The sequence below is a fragment of the Gammaproteobacteria bacterium genome, from assembly GCA_028817255.1.
GTDB lineage: Bacteria > Pseudomonadota > Gammaproteobacteria > Porifericomitales > Porifericomitaceae > Porifericomes > Porifericomes azotivorans.
The window spans coordinates 29,316-46,416 of sequence record JAPPQA010000027.1; the positions used below are offsets into that span (position 1 = coordinate 29,316).

Sequence of the window (17,101 nt, forward strand, 5' to 3'; positions counted from 1 at the left end):
GCCCGCGTGGGCTGTGAGGAGGAAGAGCGGGAGCGGGCGACGCGGCGTTGCGCCGAATTGCGCCAGGATATCCTGCGGCACGACCACAGTTATTACGTGCTGGATGCGCCACTGATCCCGGATGCCCAATATGATCGCCTGTTGCGCGAGCTGGCCCGCCTCGAGGAGCAATACGGACTGGCCGTCCCCGACTCGCCCACGCAACGGGTAGCTGGAAGGCCGCGGGGCGATTTTCGGGCACTGCGCCACCTGTCGCCGATGCTCTCTTTGAGCAACGCGTTTGACCGGGAAGAACTGCGCGCTTTTGACGAACGCATGCGCCGATTGCTAGACGCGAAGGAGGTGGAGTATGTTGCCGAGCCCAAGCTGGACGGCTTGGCGCTCAATTTGCTCTACGAGCATGGCCGATTACTCCAGGCCGCGACCCGCGGTGACGGTCGGGTCGGCGAAGAGGTCACAGCCAATGCCCGCACCATCGGCATGATCCTGCCGCGCCTGCTGGGGGCGTCCTTCCCCGCGCGCATGGAAGTTCGGGGCGAGATCTATATGACCCGCCAAGGCTTCGCGGAATTGAATCGTCGCCAGCGGGAGTCGGGGGCAAAACCTTTCGTCAATCCTCGCAACGCAGCGGCAGGCAGTCTGCGGCAATTGAACCCGGCGGTGACGCGCCGCCGCCCCTTGCGTTTCCAGGCGCACGGCGTCGGAGAGTGTTCCGGCCTCCGGCCGCGACGGCACTCTGAGTTGTTGCGGCAACTGGCGGCCTGGGGATTGCCGGTTTCTTCCCGCTTCGAGATCGTGCGCGGCAGCCGCGGGTGCCTGGACTACTATCGCCGGCTTCTTGCCAGCCGGGAGCGATTGGACTGCGAAATTGACGGCGCGGTTTTCAAAGTAGAGACCCTGGCTGACCAAGCTCGCCTGGGCGCGGTCGCGCGCGCCCCCCGTTGGGCCATCGCATTTAAATTCCCTTCCAGGGAAGAGAATACCCGGATTCTGGACATAGAGACGCAGGTAGGCCGTACCGGCGTCCTGACCCCAGTGGCTCGTCTGGCGCCGGTATTCGTCGGCGGTGTCACGGTGACCAATGCTACGCTGCACAATTGGCAGGAAATCCAGGGGCGGGACATCCGTATCGGCGATACCGTCGTTGTCCGTCGGGCCGGGGATGTCATCCCCGAAGTCGTCGGGGTACGACGGGAGTTACGCCCCGCCAACGCTGCGGTTTGCCGCCTGCCGGCAAACTGTCCTGCCTGCGGAAGCGGCGTCCGCACCGAAGGGGCATTGCTCTATTGCCGGAACCGCGACCACTGCCCGGCGCAACGCAAGACCCGTCTGCTCCACTTTGTCTCACGCAAGGCGATGGACATTGAGGGTTTCGGCGCCGCTCTTATTGAGCAGCTGCTCGAACAAGGCTTGGTGCAATCGCCAGCGGATCTGTATTCCCTGCGCCGTGAAGACCTGTTGCGGCTGGAGCGAGTCGCCGATCGCTCGGCCGACAACCTGTTGGCCAACCTCCATGCCAGTCGCCAGACGACCCTGGGGCGCTTTCTATACGCCTTGGGAATCTCCGGGGTGGGAGAACAGCTCGCCTATTGCCTGGCAGCGGTTTTTTCGCGCTTGGATGAGTTGCTTCGCGCCGGGGTCGAGGTCTTGTGCTTCGTCCCTGACATCGGCGCGAAAAGAGCACAGGAGATCTACGGCTTCCTGCAGGCCCCGGAGAACCGGGAACAAATCTCCCGGTTACGGGCATCCGGGGTATCCTGGAAGGAGTCAATGCCTGCGCCTGAAAGCCATCCCCGGCCACTGCTTGATTTCTTTGAGCGATTCCAGCATTTGCGGGCCGCTTTCGGCTCTGGCTGCAAACCCTTGCGCATCCCGACCCCGCGGGGATTTCAGGAGCGACCGCCGCTGGCGGGCATCGGCAAGGGACGGGCGCAGCAGTGCGCCGCCTGGCTGGGTGCGCGGTTTTCCAGTTTGCGCGAGTTCCTTGCCCAGGGGCGCGACGGCATGGCCGCTGCCTTGGGGGAAGAGGGGGGGCCGGACTCGGCTACGGCGGCGGCGCTGTTGGCCCTGCTTACCGATCCTTACTACCGGCGCATTGTCGATCAGCTACATGGCCTGGGGCTTTGCTGGCAAGGGGCTTCCGCGGCGCCGGGCCGGAAGTCGCCGATTTTCGTGTTGACCGGTACCTTGCCGTCCCTGTCGCGGATGCAGGCCAAGAGTCTGATCGAGGCCAGCGGGGGACGGGTCGGCAGCAGCGTATCTTCCCGCACTGGTTATTTGGTCGTGGGGCGGTCGCCCGGAGAAAAGCTGCGCCAGGCGCGCGCACTGCACATACCGGAACTGGACGAAGAAGGGTTGCGGCGACTGTTAGATGCGGACTAAGAAGGGCGGTCCGCATGGCAGGTCCCAGCGTCTGTTGTAACAGGGAATGGAGGCATCCGGGCGGCGCCCCGGAGATACGCCCCGGAGATACCTGTAATGAAGAAGAATAATGCCGAACAGCTATTGTTGGACCGTGCCCGGCAGGGAGACCGCCATGCCTTCGATTTGCTCGTGGCGAAATACCAGCAGCGTGTGCACCGTATGCTCAGCCGCCTCCTGCCGAACCCGGAGGATGCCTACGATATTGCCCAGGAGACCTTCCTGCGCGCTTACCAGGGTCTGGGCTCTTTTCAGGGAAAGAGCACCTTTTATACCTGGCTGTACCGGATTGCCATTAATGCCGCGCGCAACCATCTCGCCATGCAGTCTCGTCGCCCGGTATCGCTTCCGTGGCCGGATGTTCCGGAACCATTTGCCAATGAAGAAAATCTAAGAGAAAATGATACCCCGGAACATGCGTTGTTGCGTGACGAAATCCAGGAGGTTGTCATCCAGGCATTCGAAGTCTTGCCGGAAGAGTGGAAGACAGCTATTACCTTGCGTGAAGTGGAAGGACTCAGTTACGAGGAGATCTCCGAAGCCATGTCATGTCCCATAGGCACGGTTCGTTCCCGCATCTTTCGTGCCCGGGAGGCGATTAGCCAGCGCCTGCGGGAATTGCAGGAGGAATAGGACCGTGAACCGAGTAAATAATCCTCAGACGGAAACTTGGCTGTCTGCCTGGCTGGATGACGAGGCCGAATGCCAGGAGGGTGCGCTGGAGCGCCTGTTGCACGATCCCGGGTTGCGCGCAAAATGGCGCGGCTACCACGTGATCGGCGACTGTCTGCGCAGCCAGTTTTCCGGGCGGGCACGCCTGTTGCAGCCCGTTCCCCCCCGCCGCCGGGGGTTGGCGTTGGCCTTTGGTTGCGCCTTGGCGGTCTTGCTGACATTTGGGATCGTTATGATGCTGGTGCCAGCGGTCGGTGACCGCGGCGGGAACGGGGAGAATGTCGTGGCGTTGCCGGATTTGCCTCTGCAGATCGTTAGCCGGGTGCCTGGAGAACTGGCGCCGCCGCAACGCCGTTTGGCCATTTATCTGGTCCACCACAGCGAGTATCTCGCCCACAGCAGCGCTCAGGGAATGTTTTCTTATGCCAGAATTGTGGCGGCTACCGAGACTGGGCCGTAAATTTCTGCTCCCGTTCCTGCTCGCGTTTGCGTCTCCGGCCTTTCAGGCACAGGCGCAATCTCGGGATACGGAACCCGCGGATCGGTTGTTGCGGGAAATGATCCAGGCCAACCGCAAATTGCGATACGATGGCGTCTTCCTGTACCGCCGGGACGATTTGATCTCCCCAGTACGAGTGATCCACCATCATCCTGGCGAGCAGAAAATTGTCTCGTTGAATGGGCTCGTGCGTGAGCCTTTCCCTGACCGTGCCCGGGCATCGGGCGTGTCCGCCCGCTCCGAGGACCGCAGCTACCTGCTGAAGAACCCGAATATGCGGCCGGATCGCCTGGCCCCCTTGCCGCGGCTCTCCATTCGGCAAATGCAGCAGTACTACGACCTGCAAGTGACGGGGGAGGGTCGTGTGGTCGGGCGCCCTGTTTGGATCCTGGAGGCGCGTCCGCTGGACGATCTGCGCTACGGCCGTCGCTTTCACATAGACCGGGCAACCTGCCTGCTGCTGCAATCGGAAGTGAAGGAATCCAACGGCCGCATCATCGAGCAGATTACCTTCGTGTCGCTACGGTTGCTGGAGCCGGAAACGACGGAGGATGACGCTGTTTCTTCACACGATTGGGAAGAAGAGGCGCCGGTTGCCGGGGAAGAAGGACAGTCCGGTTGGACCTTTTCTGCCGCGGCGCACGGTTTTGCTCTGGCGGATGGAGGCTTGCAACCATTACGCATCGCAGGAGCGCCGGTGAACCAAGTCGTACTGACCGACGGCCTTGCTTCCGTCTCCGTATTCATTGAAGTCCGGCCCGGGGGATCGCTGTATATCCCGGAGGGTTCCACCAATCTGAGCGGGCTCAATGCCCACACGGCCTATAAAGACGGCTACCAGGTCACTGCCATCGGCGTTGTTCCGTTACGCACGGTGCGGCTCATCGCCGATTCGGCGCGGCCGGCTTCCGGGTCGTGATGCCGGGGCGGTTTCGCAACATCCTGCTGCCGGCGATCCTGTGGGCGGCGGCACTGCCCCTCGCCGCCGCGTCGCCCCTGCCGGACTTTACTGACCTGGTCGAGGAGAACAGCCCCGCGGTGGTCAGTATCGAGGCCCATGCCGCACCGCCGCAAATCGCACGCAGGCATGAGATCCCCAAGGATCACCCCTTGTTCCATTTCTTCGAGAAGTTCTTCAAGGACCCCCCGGCCGGACGGACCCCCTGGTCTGCCCCGCGCGGTTCGGGTTTTCTGGTCTCTGCCGACGGCTATATCCTTACCAACCGTCACGTCGTAGGCAACTCGGAGAAGATCGTGGTGCGGCTACAGGATCGCCGCGAGTTCCGGGCCAAACTCATAGGTACCGATGAACATTCCGATCTCGCCGTATTGCATATTGATGCCGAAGACCTTCCCGCAGTAACCGTCGGCGATTCCTCCCGCCTCAGGGTGGGGGAATGGGTCATGGCCATTGGCTCGCCCTTCGGGTTCGACTATTCGGTGACCGTTGGGGTCGTCAGCGCCATTGGCCGCGGGTTGCCGAACGAAAATTACGTGCCTTATATCCAAACCGACGTCGCCATCAACCCGGGCAACTCCGGCGGGCCGCTGTTTACCCTGAACGGCGACGTAGTCGGCGTGAACGCACAGATTTTCAGTCCCACTGGCGGCTACTCCGGGCTGTCTTTTACCATTCCGATCAACCTCGCCATGGAAGTTTACCGGCAGATCCGCGAACATGGCCGGGTCACGCGCGGCTGGCTTGGAGTGCGCATACAGGATGTTACCCACGAACTGGCCGCGTCGTTTAACATGGACCAGGCGCGCGGCGCCTTGATCGCCCAGGTGTTGCCGGCCAGCCCGGCCATGCGCGCCGGTTTGAGGGAAGGGGATGTTATCGTGCGTTTTGGCGACCGGGAGATTATCTACGCCTCCGACCTGCCGCCGCGGGTTGGATCCGCGGCCATCGGCAGCGAGGTGGCGCTCGAACTGATCCGGGACGGGCGTAGCAGAACCCTGCAGGTCACTGTAGGAGAATTGCCTGGGGATGCAGCGGATCGGCCGTTGGCGGATGTTGCACCGCCCGCAGCGCCCCTGGGACTGGAGGTGAGCGATCCCACCGAGGAGGAGCGGCAGGAGTTGGCGCTTGGCGACCACGGGGTGGTCGTACGGAAAGTGATGCCGGGGCCGGCGCTCGCCGCCGGCATCCGCGTAGGCGATGCGCTGTTGCAGTTCGATAATCGCGAGCTCGAAGGCAGCCAACACTTCCGCGCATTGGCCGGTAAGCTTGCTGTGGGAAAGCCAGTGCCGATTCTGCTCCAACGCGACGGCGTACCCCTGTTTCTGGCGTTGCGGCGTGACCCGCTGCCCGAGGATTTGCCCTGAAGGAGCAGGAGCCTGGCCAGGCCCGCCCCGTCCAGCGGCGCGTTATGCCCCTGCTGCAATCGTCTTCTGTCGGCTCCATGGATTCTATGCGCAACTTTTCCATCGTCGCCCATGTGGATCACGGCAAATCCACATTGGCCGATCGCTTGATCCAATCCTGTGGCGGTCTCAGCGAACGGCAGATGCAGGAGCAGGTGCTGGACTCCATGGATCTGGAGCGGGAGCGAGGGATTACGATCAAGGCGCAGAGCGCCGCCTTGCGTCACACTGCCGCCAATGGCCGGGAATACCTGCTGAACTTGATCGATACCCCCGGACATGCTGATTTCAGCTACGAGGTATCGCGTTCGCTGGCTGCCTGCGAAGGGGCGCTACTGGTTATAGACGCCAGCCAGGGGGTGGAGGCCCAAAGCATCGCCACCTGCCGGATCGCCCTGGAACAGAAGCTGGAGATCGTCCCGGTCTTGAACAAAATCGATCTCCCGTCCGCCGACCCGGAGCGCGTATCGCGGCAGATCGAGGAAGTGCTGGGCCTGTCTGTACGTGAAGCGCCGCGGATCAGCGCCAAATGCGGTCAGGGGATACCCGCGCTGTTGGACACTCTGGTGCGCCGCTTTCCTCCTCCCCACGGCGATCAGGAAGCACCTTTGCGGGCCTTAATCGTTGATTCCTGGTTCGACAATTACCATGGGGTCGTCTCCCTGGTGCGTGTGTTCGATGGGGCGGTCGCCGTCGGTGACCGCGTTCAGATCTTTTCGACGGGGCGAGCATATCCGGTGCAGCGATTGGGCGTCTTTACGCCGCGGGATGTCCCACGCCAGCGGCTGCATGCCGGCGAGGTAGGGTTTCTGATTGCCGGTATCAAGGAAATTGACGGCGCCCCGGTAGGGGATACCCTGACCTTGGCCCGGCGGCCGGCATCCCGCTCGCTGCCGGGTTTCCGACGGATCAAGCCGCGGGTCTTCGCCGGTCTGTTCCCTGCGGATTCCTCCTGCTGCGATGCGTTGCGCGCCGCCTTGGAAAAATTACGCCTGAACGACTCGGCCCTGCATTTCGAGGCAGAACATTCCCAGTCTCTGGGCATGGGATTCCGCTGCGGCTTTCTGGGAATGTTGCATATGGAGATCGTCCAGGAACGCCTGGAGCGAGAATACGGCCTGGACTTAATCACGACTATGCCGACGGTTATTTACCAGGCGTTGACTGACAGTGGCGAACTGCTGTCAGTGGATAATCCGGCTCGGATTCCGGAACGGACCCGGATTGTCGAGTGGCGCGAACCAGTAGTTCGGGCCGACCTGCTTGCGCCGCGGGAATACGTGGGCCGGGTGCTGGCCTTGTGCCTGAAACGGCGGGGCAAACAGCAGGAAATCCGTTACCTGGAGGGTCGTGCGGCACTGCGCTTCGAGATGCCGCTGAGCGAGATTGTGCTGGATTTTTTCGACCGGCTGAAGTCCGTCAGCAGCGGTTATGCCTCTTTCGATTACGATTTTCTGGGTTTCGTTCCCGCCGACCTGGTGCGGCTGGATGTGTTGCTCAACAGCAAGCGAGTGGACGCCTTGTCATCTATTGAGCACCGCGACTCTGTTGCCGTCCGCGCCCGGCAATTGGCGCGGAGGCTCAAGGAGGCGATCCCCAGGCAGATGTTCGACGTGGCCATCCAGGCCGCTCTCGGTTCAAAGATTATCGCCCGGGAGACCGTCAAGGGCCTGCGCAAAGACGTGACCGCCAAGTGCTACGGCGGAGATATTACCCGCAAGCGCAAGCTCCTGGAGCGCCAGAAGGCCGGCAAGCGCCGGATGAAGAGCTTCGGTGACGTACAGATTCCACAGGAGGCCTTCCTGGCGCTGTTGCGGGCGGAGAGGCAGGGTTGAGTATAGATTTTTCCTGGGTGATGGCCTCGTTGGTCCTGGCCAGCGGCGGACTCGTGTGCGCCGGCCGGCTGGGCCGGTACTGCGACCGAGAATGGGCGGAGTCGGGGGTCGTCCAGTTGGCTCGCTCTCTGTTTCCGGTATTCCTGATCGTGTTCCTGATCCGTTCCTTCCTGATCGAACCGTTCCGTATCCCCTCGGCGTCTATGATGCCCACCCTGCTGGCGGGCGATCTCATACTGGTCAATAAATTCGACTATGGCATTCGGTTGCCCTTGGTCCACTATAAGATCGTCGGCGACGGTCAGCCGCGCCGGGGCGACGTGATCGTGTTCCGCTATCCGCTGAACCCCCGCCTGTCCTATATCAAGCGCGTGATCGGTCTGCCCGGCGACCGGGTACGCTATCACGAGAAAAACCTGTATATTAACGGCATGCCGGTAGAGCGCGCGCAAATTGGAGGCTTGGATACGGAGGAGCCCGGGAATGATGGCGGGCGCGGCCGCCTGTCCTGGGAAGAACTGCTACCCGGCAGGGCACACGAGATCCTGGTGGACCCGCGGCAAGACCTGGTCACGGAGACGAACGTGGTTGTCCCGGAGGCGCATTATTTCGTTCTGGGAGACAACCGGGATAACAGCAGGGACAGCAGGTTCTGGGGTTTCGTCCCGGACGATCACCTGGTAGGCAAGGCCTTCCTGGTTTGGCTGAGTTGGAACGGAGGGATCGTATGGCAAAGAATAGGCAAAAGCATCCAATAGCATTCGGCGGCCAATGGCGGCGTCAACTCGGGCTCAGCCTCAGCGGCGTAGCGATAGCGGGGACTATCTTTTTGGGCATCGCCTATCTAGGGCTAAAGATTTACCCTCTTTACTACGAACGCTTTCTGGTCATCCAGGTGATGGACACCTTGGTTGCGGACCGGAAAACGGCACGGTCCAACGAGGCCCAACTGCGGTTCAAGTTTCTGCGCTTGGCGGGTCTGAATGGCATCACAGTCATAAAGCAGACAAATATCCACGAGACCTTCAACGTGGTGGAGCCCAGGAAAAAGGGACAGCCAAGGCTCCTTGTCGTCACTTACGAGGCGCGGTCACCGCTGTTTGCGGATCTGGATCTGTTGCTGAAATTCCATCAGGAGCGGATGTTGGGAGAAGGGGAGGGCTGACAATAGCCTCGAAGATTGCCGATAACCGGGAGCTCATGCCTTGCGAGTTATTACGGCATCGCTTTCGCGACCGCGAATTATATTGCCAGGCTCTGACCCACAGTAGTGCGGGTTCTCCCCATAATCAGCGCCTGGAGTATCTTGGGGATTCTTTACTTGGCTTTTTGATTGCGGAGCACTTGTTCCGACGCTTCCCGCGGTCCCGGGAGGGAGAGTTGACCCGGATGCGCGCCCACCTGGTCCGGGGGGGCGCCCTGGCACGATTGGCGCTGGCGCATGGTCTGGATCGGCGTATCCGGCTGGGGAAAAGCATCGCCGCCCGTCTGCCGCTTCCAGAATCGGTACTCGCGAGCCTGGTCGAGGCTATTGTCGGCGCCATCTACATGGACGGCGGTCTTGAGCGTTGCCGACGCGCCGTTCGCTTTCTTTATGGCAAGGAACTAAAAAGCTTTGCGCCGTCCCGTGCCCGCAAATCTTCCAAGACGCGCCTGAACGAATTTCTTCAGGCACAGGGATGGGCCCTGCCGGTCTATCGCGTACTGGGCAAGGATAGCTGCCTTGAAGAGGAGAAATTTATCATACAGTGTCAGGTCTTCGCCGCGGGCAACGGCGCCGCGGACAGCGGGAGCCAGGGAGGCATAGAGCTGATCTGCCAGGGTTCGGGGCACAGCAAGCGCCGGGCGGAAGAAGAGGCGGCGGGCAAGGTCCTGGCACGGTTGCAGGTGCAGTCTTGAACTTTTTGCCGCGCCGGGAATGCCCGGTTCCCGGCCCTGACTATGGCCGCCGCGTTGCTCTCGTTGGCCGGCCCAATGTAGGCAAGTCCACGTTGCTAAACCGGGTCTTGGGGCGCAAACTCAGCATTGCCTCACGACGCCCGCAGACGACCCGCTTTTGGGTTGCCGGCTGCAAGAACGGCCCCGATGGGCAAATCGTTTACGTAGATACGCCAGGCCTGCAATTTTGTCGGCACGACTCGTTGAATCGCCATCTTCGCAGGGAGGCGATCCGTGCCCTGCACGACGTACACGCTGCAATCTGGGTCGTAGAAGCCCTGCATTGGAGGCGGGAAGACGAATTCGTGCTCGGCCTTTTGCGGGATCTGCATCCGCCCCTGCCTACCCTGGTGGCGGTTAACAAAGTGGACCAGGTTCGGGACAAAACGCGCCTGCTGCCTTATCTGGAGCGGTTAGCGGGGCATCTGGATCGCTGCGAGGCGGTTCCTTTATCGGCCCGCACTGGTTTGCAAGTGGACGTGTTGGAACGGTGCTTGGCGCGTCTGCTCCCTGCACCGCCTGTGCCGTGCCCGGCCCAGGAGGAAGAATCAGTTAATTTACCAAGGACTTGCGCTGAATTATTGCGAGAGAAGCTTTTACATCGTTTGGGTGCGGAACTGCCTTATTCTCTGGCAGTGACTGCCGAGGAGCAGACGGCTTGCGGTCCGATATTGCACTTGCGCGCCGTGGTTTGGGTAGAGAGGGAAGGGCAGAAGCGAATCGTAATCGGCAAGGAGGGAACGGTGCTCAAGGAGGCTGGGCGCCAGGCTCGTTGCGAGTTGGAGGCGATGCTGGGCCGGCAGGTGAACTTGAAGAGTTGGGTCCGGGTCAGACCGGGCTGGTCTGCCGACCCCCGGGCCATCCTGCAATTCTGCGGCTGAATGCGGCGCGGCCGTGCGGACGGACTTACATCCCTGTTATATATTGCACCGGCGTCCCTATCGGGAACATAGCTTGCTGATCGAGGTGCTCTCTCGCCGTCATGGTCGCTGGGGGCTCGTGGCTCGCGGCGTTCGTCGTCGTAGTCGTCGCCCCGCCATTCCGTTACAGCCATTTCAACTGTTGCTGCTTTCCTGGCAGGGGCGTGGCGAACTGGGGACGCTGACCCGGCACGAATCGGCTGCGCCGCCGCTCGCTTTGCCTGTAGAAAACTATTTTGCCGCCCTCTATCTCAATGAATTATTGCTGTCGCTGTTACACCGCTACGAACCGCACCATAGGTTGTTCGCTTCTTATCACGATACCTTGCTTTCGTTGCAGGGCGGTGGGGACCAGGAGGCGCCGCTGCGCAGTTTCGAGGTGTGCCTGCTGCGGGAACTCGGCTACGGCCCGGCCCTGGAGCGGGAGCATCCTTCCGGAGAGTACATCTGTGCCGAAGCGCAATACTATTACCAGGTCGGGTTGGGTCCCTGCCGTAATCGTCCGGCAGGCGATTACCAACAGATATCCGGGCGGGCCTTGCAATTCCTCTCCGGAGAGGGTCCTGCTACGCCGACCTCGTTGCGCGAGGCGAAGCGTCTGTTGCGCCATATTCTGGCGCAGCAGTTGAATGGCCGTCCCCTTGCCAGCCGCGCGCTGTACCGCGAATATCTGGGGCTGTCGCACTTGGCTTCAGAACAGGCATCAAGCAGCGCCTAGACCCCGGATGATTTACGGGATTGGTCTGGATATTGTTGATGTCAGGCGGATACGCTCCACTTGGCGTCGTTTCGGAGAACGCCTGGCGCGGCGGCTGTTGCACCGGGAAGAGCTGCTGGAGTATGCCGCCTGCCGTCACCCGGAATATTATCTGGCCAAACGCTTGGCGGCTAAGGAAGCGCTGGTCAAGGCCTTGGGCACCGGTTTTCAGGATGGGATCGTCGCCAGCCAACTGCTGCTCACCCATTTGCCCAGCGGCCAGCCGCAACTGCATTGCCAGGGAATAGCGGGGAAATTACTGCTGGAGCGCGGGATTACGGAGCGGCATGTCAGCATCACGGACGAAAAACATTATGTATTGGCCTGTGTCGTACTGGGCCGCGGTCGGCGCCGAGACTGACCGGACGAGGACTCTTTCTTCCTGTCTGCCATGGCGCCTCCTTCCGTTCCGCCTTGCCGCCTGCCTGTAGCCGATCGTGACGGGGCATTGCCTTTGGCAGGGGCGCGGTCACGGCGCCCTCCGCCGCCGCGCCGCCCGCGACGGCGGCCACCGCTGCGCCGGGTTTCGCCTCGACTTTGGCGCTCTTGCCGCGGCCGCCGACCTGCTGTCCCGCCGCTACGGCGCCCCCAGCCGCGCAGGGCATCCCACAGCCGCAACAGCCATCCTCTCCTGCCGCCGCCGTGTCCTGGAGCCATTCCTTCCACTACCGCTCGCGGCACCTTGCGTTGGCTGCGCCGCAGGTAGTTCTCCAATTTCGAAGAAAGCGCGGTTCCTTCTTCCCGTCTCTCCTCGCGCGCTTCGGATTCCCCTCGGCGTAGCCGGCGCAGTTGGTAGCGCGGGATTTCCAGACCCGCGTCCGGGATCATAAGGATACGAATATTCTCGCGTTTCTCGATCTCCAGCAGGGTCTCCCGCTTCTCGTTGCCGAGGAAGGTCGCTACGTCGATCGGCAGGTGGATAACTACCTGAGCAGTGGACTCCTTGACGGCCTCCTCTTCGATCAGCCGCAACAAGGCAAAGGCCTGTGATTCCAGCGAACGGACCCGCCCGGTACCGCTGCAACGCGGGCAGGCCTCAGAATTCGCGTCGCTGAGCGAAGGCCGCAGCCGTTGGCGGGACATCTCCAAAAGTCCGAAACGGGAAATCCCCCCCATCTGCACCCGCGCACGGTCCAGGCGTACGCATTTGCGCATCCGGGACTCCACTTCGCGCTGACTGGCGTTGTTGGCCATGTCAATGAAATCCACCACGAGCAGTCCCCCCAGGTCGCGCAGGCGCAACTGGCGCGCGATCTCCTCTGCCGCCTCAAGGTTGGTGGTCAGCGCCGTTTCTTCAATGTCGCCGCCGGCAGTGGCGCGGGCGGAGTTAATATCTATGGTGATCAGCGCCTCGGTGTGGTCAATTACCAGAGAACCGCCAGAGGGTAGCGAGACCTCGCGGGCAAAGGCGGAATCGATCTGGCTCTCAATATGGTTACGGACGAACAGGGGCTCCGGCCCGGAGTACAGGCGCAACTTGTCGAGAAATTGCGGCATGGCTTGCTCCATGAATTCCCGCGTCCGCTGATAGAAGTCCTCGTTGTCTATAAGGATCTCCTGTATGTCGCCGCGCAAGTAGTCACGCAGGATCCGCACTACAATGTCGCTTTCCCGGTACACCAGAACCGGGGCCGCTCGCTCTTCGGCAGCCGCCTCGATGGTCGCCCACAGGCGCAACAGGTAATCCAGATCCCGCTGTAATTCGTTGGCATCCATGCCGACGCCCGCGGTGCGCAGGATCAAGCCCATGCCCCGGGGGATCTCCAGTGTGCTCAGAGCCTCCCGCGCCTGCTCCCGGTCATTGCCTTCGATCTGCCTGGATACTCCGCCGGCGCGGGGGTTGTTGGGCATCAGCACGAGATAGCGCCCGGCCAGGCTGACGAAGGTGGTCAGGGCAGCGCCTTTGTTTCCGCGCTCTTCCTTTTCTACCTGGACGAGCAACTCGCGACCTTCTTTCAATGCGTCGCCAGGGGCAGGGCGCTCGTCGTCGTCCGCCTCCGGCCGGTCGGGCAGGCAGAGCACATGCGCCACCTCTTTGAAAGGCAGAAAACCGTGGCGCCCCGTGCCGTAGTCCAGGAAGGCGGCCTCCAGGCTGGGTTCCACTCGGGCTATCCGCGCCTTGTAAATACTGCCTTTCCTTTGCTCCCGGGTCCCGGACTCGATATTGAGGTCGTATAGTTGCTGACCATCCACTAGAGCGACACGCACTTCCTCTGGTTGGGCGGCATTGATTAGCATTTTTTTCATTTGTAGATCCTCTGCTTTTCAGCGATTATCGGTTAGGCGCACCAGGAGCGTCCCACAGCTCGGTCACGGGGACGCCACGGGGCGCCGCGGTTGCCGAAGGCGCTGTCAGGCGAAGTCGTGAAAGCGATTGCTGCGTGTGGCGTGCAAGGGAAACCCCTGCAACGGTCCTCGAACGAAAACGCTTAATGCCAAACCCCCTTCGGCCCCTGGGGACAGACGCAAGGACGCGATCTCGTTGTCGCCCCGATGTCCACCCGCGGATGTCCGCCCGCGCCAGATGCTGCTACTATAGCAGACATGGCAGATGCGGACAACAGCGGCCATTACCGGCCTGTGGATTATCTGCGGGTGGACGCCGAGCATGACGGTCAGCGCATAGACAATTTCCTTGCTTTCCGGCTGCGCAGCCTGCCGCGCATGCGCCTCTATCGCCTGTTGCGCCGGGGAGAAATCCGCGTCAACCGGGGCAGGGTCCGGCAGGACTACCGGTTGCGGGTCCGCGACCAGATCCGGTTGCCTCCGCTCTACCTGTTGCCCGCGAACGAATCGCCGCCGCCGTCCGATTCCCTGCGCCGGGAACTCGAAAGCCGCATTCTGCACGAAGACGAGCGCCTGCTGGTCGTGGATAAGCCCGCCGGGCTGGCTGTGCACGGCGGTAGCGGTTTGCGCCACAGCCTGCTGGCGGCGCTACGCCACCTGCGGCCCGATGCGCCTTTCCTGGGATTGGCTCACCGATTGGACCGGGATGCCTCCGGTTGTCTGCTGCTTTGCAAGGACTACCGCTGGCTGCGGGAGTTGCAAGCCAAGTTCCGGCAAGGCCGGGTCCGCAAGAGCTACCTTGCCCTGATTCGGGGCTGCCCGTCCCGGCCCCGGCTGCGGGTCGAATTGCCGCTGGCCAGGGCCGGGAACGCCGACCGCCGCCGCGTCGTCGTTTCCCCGCAGGGGCGCGCCGCCGCCACCAACTTGCAGCTGCGGCGCTCTTACGGCCGGGCCAGCCTGGTCTCGTTGCGAATCCCTACGGGCCGCACCCATCAGATTCGCGTGCATACCGCCTCCATCGGCCACCCTCTGGGAGGAGACCGTAAATACGGGGCGCCGGACTTCAATCGTTGGCTGCGGCAGCAGGGTCTGGTGCGGCTATTCCTGCATGCCGACACGCTGAGTTGGAGCGGCCCTCCGGCGGCGCCGCCCTTGCGCGCCCCTCTGCCGGAAGAGCTGCGGTCAGTCTTGCGCCGCCTGGCGGACTGCCCGGATGCCCCCGAGCGAGTGCGGCACATAGGGAAGGGCTGACGGATTCGGTTATGGGAGCTTGGGGACCTGAAGGTTGTTTTTGAGGCGGAAATTTTAGTAAAAAATTAAATATAAACATATATTTATAGATTTAATTGAATCTAAATTATTGATTTTGGAACGAGGATGCGACGATGATACGAGGCAAGCGGCATTCGTGGTAGAATTCCCGGCATGGAACAGGCGACTGCCGAATTGCCAACCCAGGGGTCAATAGCGTACTGTGGGGAACCGGTTATAAGCGCCGTCGCAGACGCGATGATTGGTGCCGTTCCCTTGGAGACTCGTTTTTATGAAAAAATCTACATCGCTTTTACAGGGCTTTTGTCTAATAGCACTGGCGCATGTTTTTCATCCGCAAATTCAAATGAGCGGAGATTATGTGTATTCGCTTGATGGCGATAGAGACTGCTGAAAGGTAAAGGATGAGCGAGCCTGTCTCAGGAGCCCCCGCGTCCGCCCCCTCTTGGGAGCGCGGTCTGGTGGACCGCATCGCCCGGGAGCATTTTGCGGAACAGCGGCGCAAGCGGTACTGGAGTATCTTCTTCAAACTGCTGATATTCGGCTATTTTTACTTGCTTTTGGGGCTGATCTGGCAGTCTAGCGAGGTACGGAAGAGCGGCGCCCTGTTAGGGATGGGCCGGCATACCGCGGTGGTCGATGTCGAGGGGGTTATCGCTGCTGACGAGCATGCCAGTGCGGATAATATCATCTCCGGGTTGCAGGCGGCTTTCGAGAGTGACGACGCGGCGGCGATTATCCTGCGTATCAACAGCCCGGGCGGCAGCCCCGTGGAGGCCGGTTACGTTAGCGATGAGATTTACCGGTTGCGCCAGAAGCACCCGGACAAGAAGGTTTATGCGGTGGTGACCGGCATCTGTGCCTCGGGCGGTTACTACATCGCTTCCGCTGCCGACCAAATCTACGCCGACCCGGCCAGTATCGTCGGTTCGATCGGAGTGATCCTCTCCAGTTTTGGCTTTGTGGAGGCCCTGGAAAAACTTGGCATACAGCGGCGACTTATGACCGCCGGCACGCACAAAGGGTTGCTGGACCCGTTCTCACCGCAGCGTCAGGAACAAGTCGAACACTTGCAAGTGATGCTGGACAACATCCATAAACAGTTCATTGAGCGGGTCAAGAAAGGCAGGGGAGACCGGTTGACGAACGAGGAGCAGGTCTTCAGCGGCCTGATCTGGACCGGCGAGCAGGGCGTGAAATTGGGTCTTGTAGATGCCCTTGGCGGGATGCATTACGTTGCCCGCGAAGTGGTGGGTGCCGAAGAGATCGTAGATTACACCCAGGGCGAGGAGTACGACTGGGAACGGCTATTTAGCGCTTTGGGCGAGGCAGCGGTCGGCAAGCTGGCCGCAATATTGCACGGCAGTTCACTCCCCCGATAGCGCCCCCCGATAGCGCCCCCGATAGCGCCCCGATAGCGGCGCGCACCCTGCGCCGATCACCCCCTCGGGGAGACTAAGAAACTACCGGCTCCTCTGGTAGCGACGCCAGCAATGGGTCCAGGCCCTCGCGTGCCAGCATTTCTGTCAGGCGCACCAGCGGTAGCCCGATCAAGGCGGAGGGATCGTCTCCTCGCACCCACTCCGCCAGGCACAGGCCCAGCCCCTCCGAGCGAAAGGAAGCGGCGCACCCCAGTACCCGCTCTCGCTCCAGGTATGCCTCAATGCAGGCTGGCGACAGTTGCCGGAAACGCACCCGGGTCGCCACACAGTCCAGTTGCATCCGCCCGCTCGGGTGCAGCAGGCACAGGCCGGAAACAAATTCCACCTCTCTTCCGCTAAGCGCCTGCAATTGCCGTTGCGCCCGCTCGCGGTTCCCAGGCTTGCCGAAGATCTCTACCCCGTCCAGTGCCGCTACCTGGTCGGCGCCTACAACCAGCCGTCCCGGGCCGGCCATCGCCCGCGCCTTTGCCTCTGCCAGACGGCGCACGTAATCTCTGGGCGGCTCCGCCTCCCGGCGGCTCTCGTCAATGTTGGCGGGAAGCACCTGGAATGGCAATCCCAGGCGTGCCAGCAACTCCCGCCGCGATGGCGAGGAAGAGGCCAGCACCAATTCCGGGTGTAGAGCTTGCGAGTCCGCCATGGCGCGGATTAAACCCCTGGTCTCCCAAGGGAGTCAAATCGGCGCCGCCAGGTAT

At 61.8% G+C, this 17,101-nt stretch carries 16 protein-coding genes; 14 read left to right on the forward strand and 2 right to left on the reverse strand.

Annotated features, from left to right (window positions below):
* Positions 1–6 precede the first annotated feature (6 nt).
* The 12 genes from ligA to acpS all read left to right on the forward strand — a co-directional run bounded on the left by ligA (position 7) and on the right by acpS (position 11,767).
* Entirely contained in the window at positions 7–2,382 is a 2,376-nt protein-coding gene (gene ligA, locus OXU43_01375; GenBank protein ID MDD9823821.1) for an NAD-dependent DNA ligase LigA, read from the forward strand.
* Between the two features lie 96 nt (positions 2,383–2,478).
* Positions 2,479–3,054: an RNA polymerase sigma factor RpoE gene (gene rpoE / locus OXU43_01380; GenBank protein MDD9823822.1), complete on the forward strand. Its 576-nt coding sequence runs from the start codon at positions 2,479–2,481 to the stop codon at positions 3,052–3,054.
* A 4-nt stretch (positions 3,055–3,058) separates the two neighbouring features.
* Positions 3,059–3,553 (forward strand): sigma-E factor negative regulatory protein, encoded by a 495-nt coding sequence (locus OXU43_01385; protein MDD9823823.1) that lies wholly within the window; start codon positions 3,059–3,061, stop codon positions 3,551–3,553.
* Complete coding sequence (locus OXU43_01390; protein MDD9823824.1) at positions 3,516–4,511, forward strand: MucB/RseB C-terminal domain-containing protein; 996 nt, start codon at positions 3,516–3,518, stop codon at positions 4,509–4,511. Before OXU43_01385 ends, OXU43_01390 begins: the two co-directional genes overlap by 38 nt.
* Entirely contained in the window at positions 4,511–5,917 is a 1,407-nt protein-coding gene (locus OXU43_01395; protein ID MDD9823825.1) for a Do family serine endopeptidase, read from the forward strand. The genes OXU43_01390 and OXU43_01395 overlap by 1 nt, the downstream gene beginning before the upstream one ends.
* Positions 5,918–5,994: 77 nt before the next feature.
* Positions 5,995–7,791, forward strand: a complete 1,797-nt coding sequence (gene lepA, locus OXU43_01400; GenBank protein ID MDD9823826.1) for a translation elongation factor 4 — start codon at positions 5,995–5,997, stop codon at positions 7,789–7,791.
* Positions 7,788–8,549, forward strand: coding sequence for a signal peptidase I (gene lepB / locus OXU43_01405; GenBank protein MDD9823827.1), 762 nt, complete (start codon positions 7,788–7,790; stop codon positions 8,547–8,549). The genes lepA and lepB overlap by 4 nt, the downstream gene beginning before the upstream one ends.
* Entirely contained in the window at positions 8,519–8,956 is a 438-nt protein-coding gene (locus OXU43_01410; protein MDD9823828.1) for a DUF4845 domain-containing protein, read from the forward strand. Before lepB ends, OXU43_01410 begins: the two co-directional genes overlap by 31 nt.
* A gap of 35 nt (positions 8,957–8,991) precedes the next feature.
* Positions 8,992–9,690, forward strand: coding sequence for a ribonuclease III family protein (locus tag OXU43_01415; GenBank protein MDD9823829.1), 699 nt, complete (start codon positions 8,992–8,994; stop codon positions 9,688–9,690).
* On the forward strand, positions 9,687–10,610 hold the full coding sequence (gene era, locus OXU43_01420; GenBank protein ID MDD9823830.1) for a GTPase Era: 924 nt from the start codon (positions 9,687–9,689) through the stop codon (positions 10,608–10,610). Before OXU43_01415 ends, era begins: the two co-directional genes overlap by 4 nt.
* 13 nt (positions 10,611–10,623) lie before the next feature.
* The gene (gene recO / locus OXU43_01425; GenBank protein MDD9823831.1) at positions 10,624–11,367 is read left to right on the forward strand and encodes a DNA repair protein RecO; all 744 of its coding nucleotides are present in this window, start codon (positions 10,624–10,626) and stop codon (positions 11,365–11,367) included.
* Between the two features lie 7 nt (positions 11,368–11,374).
* Positions 11,375–11,767, forward strand: a complete 393-nt coding sequence (acpS, locus tag OXU43_01430; protein MDD9823832.1) for a holo-ACP synthase — start codon at positions 11,375–11,377, stop codon at positions 11,765–11,767.
* Here acpS and OXU43_01435 read toward each other — a convergent pair.
* On the reverse strand, positions 11,719–13,653 hold the full coding sequence (locus tag OXU43_01435; GenBank protein ID MDD9823833.1) for an Rne/Rng family ribonuclease: 1,935 nt from the start codon (positions 13,651–13,653) through the stop codon (positions 11,719–11,721). The genes acpS and OXU43_01435 overlap by 49 nt on opposite strands.
* A gap of 297 nt (positions 13,654–13,950) precedes the next feature.
* Here OXU43_01435 and OXU43_01440 point away from each other — a divergent pair, with 297 nt between their 5' ends.
* Both OXU43_01440 and OXU43_01445 read left to right on the forward strand, forming a co-directional pair.
* Positions 13,951–14,943 carry an RluA family pseudouridine synthase gene (locus OXU43_01440; protein MDD9823834.1) on the forward strand — a complete coding sequence of 331 codons (993 nt, stop codon included), beginning with the start codon at positions 13,951–13,953 and terminating at the stop codon, positions 14,941–14,943.
* A 425-nt stretch (positions 14,944–15,368) separates the two neighbouring features.
* Complete coding sequence (locus OXU43_01445; protein ID MDD9823835.1) at positions 15,369–16,346, forward strand: S49 family peptidase; 978 nt, start codon at positions 15,369–15,371, stop codon at positions 16,344–16,346.
* A gap of 73 nt (positions 16,347–16,419) precedes the next feature.
* On the opposite strand, the gene OXU43_01450 is transcribed toward OXU43_01445, so the two are convergent.
* Positions 16,420–17,046: a Maf family protein gene (locus OXU43_01450; GenBank protein ID MDD9823836.1), complete on the reverse strand. Its 627-nt coding sequence runs from the start codon at positions 17,044–17,046 to the stop codon at positions 16,420–16,422.
* Between the last annotated feature and the right edge of the window lie 55 nt (positions 17,047–17,101).

Excerpts from the sequence above, each read along its gene's own strand:
- rpoE (MDD9823822.1), top strand. The coding sequence starts at position 2,479 with ATGAAGAAGAATAATGCCGAACAGCTATTGTTGGACCGTGCCCGGCAG.
- OXU43_01390 (MDD9823824.1), top strand. The coding sequence starts at position 3,516 with ATGCCAGAATTGTGGCGGCTACCGAGACTGGGCCGTAAATTTCTGCTC.
- OXU43_01395 (MDD9823825.1), top strand. The coding sequence starts at position 4,511 with ATGCCGGGGCGGTTTCGCAACATCCTGCTGCCGGCGATCCTGTGGGCG.
- lepA (MDD9823826.1), top strand. The coding sequence starts at position 5,995 with ATGGATTCTATGCGCAACTTTTCCATCGTCGCCCATGTGGATCACGGC.
- OXU43_01410 (MDD9823828.1), top strand. The coding sequence starts at position 8,519 with ATGGCAAAGAATAGGCAAAAGCATCCAATAGCATTCGGCGGCCAATGG.
- OXU43_01415 (MDD9823829.1), top strand. The coding sequence starts at position 8,992 with ATGCCTTGCGAGTTATTACGGCATCGCTTTCGCGACCGCGAATTATAT.
- acpS (MDD9823832.1), top strand. The coding sequence starts at position 11,375 with ATGATTTACGGGATTGGTCTGGATATTGTTGATGTCAGGCGGATACGC.
- OXU43_01435 (MDD9823833.1), bottom strand. The coding sequence starts at position 13,653 with ATGAAAAAAATGCTAATCAATGCCGCCCAACCAGAGGAAGTGCGTGTC.
- OXU43_01440 (MDD9823834.1), top strand. The coding sequence starts at position 13,951 with ATGGCAGATGCGGACAACAGCGGCCATTACCGGCCTGTGGATTATCTG.
- OXU43_01445 (MDD9823835.1), top strand. The coding sequence starts at position 15,369 with ATGAGCGAGCCTGTCTCAGGAGCCCCCGCGTCCGCCCCCTCTTGGGAG.
- OXU43_01450 (MDD9823836.1), bottom strand. The coding sequence starts at position 17,046 with ATGGCGGACTCGCAAGCTCTACACCCGGAATTGGTGCTGGCCTCTTCC.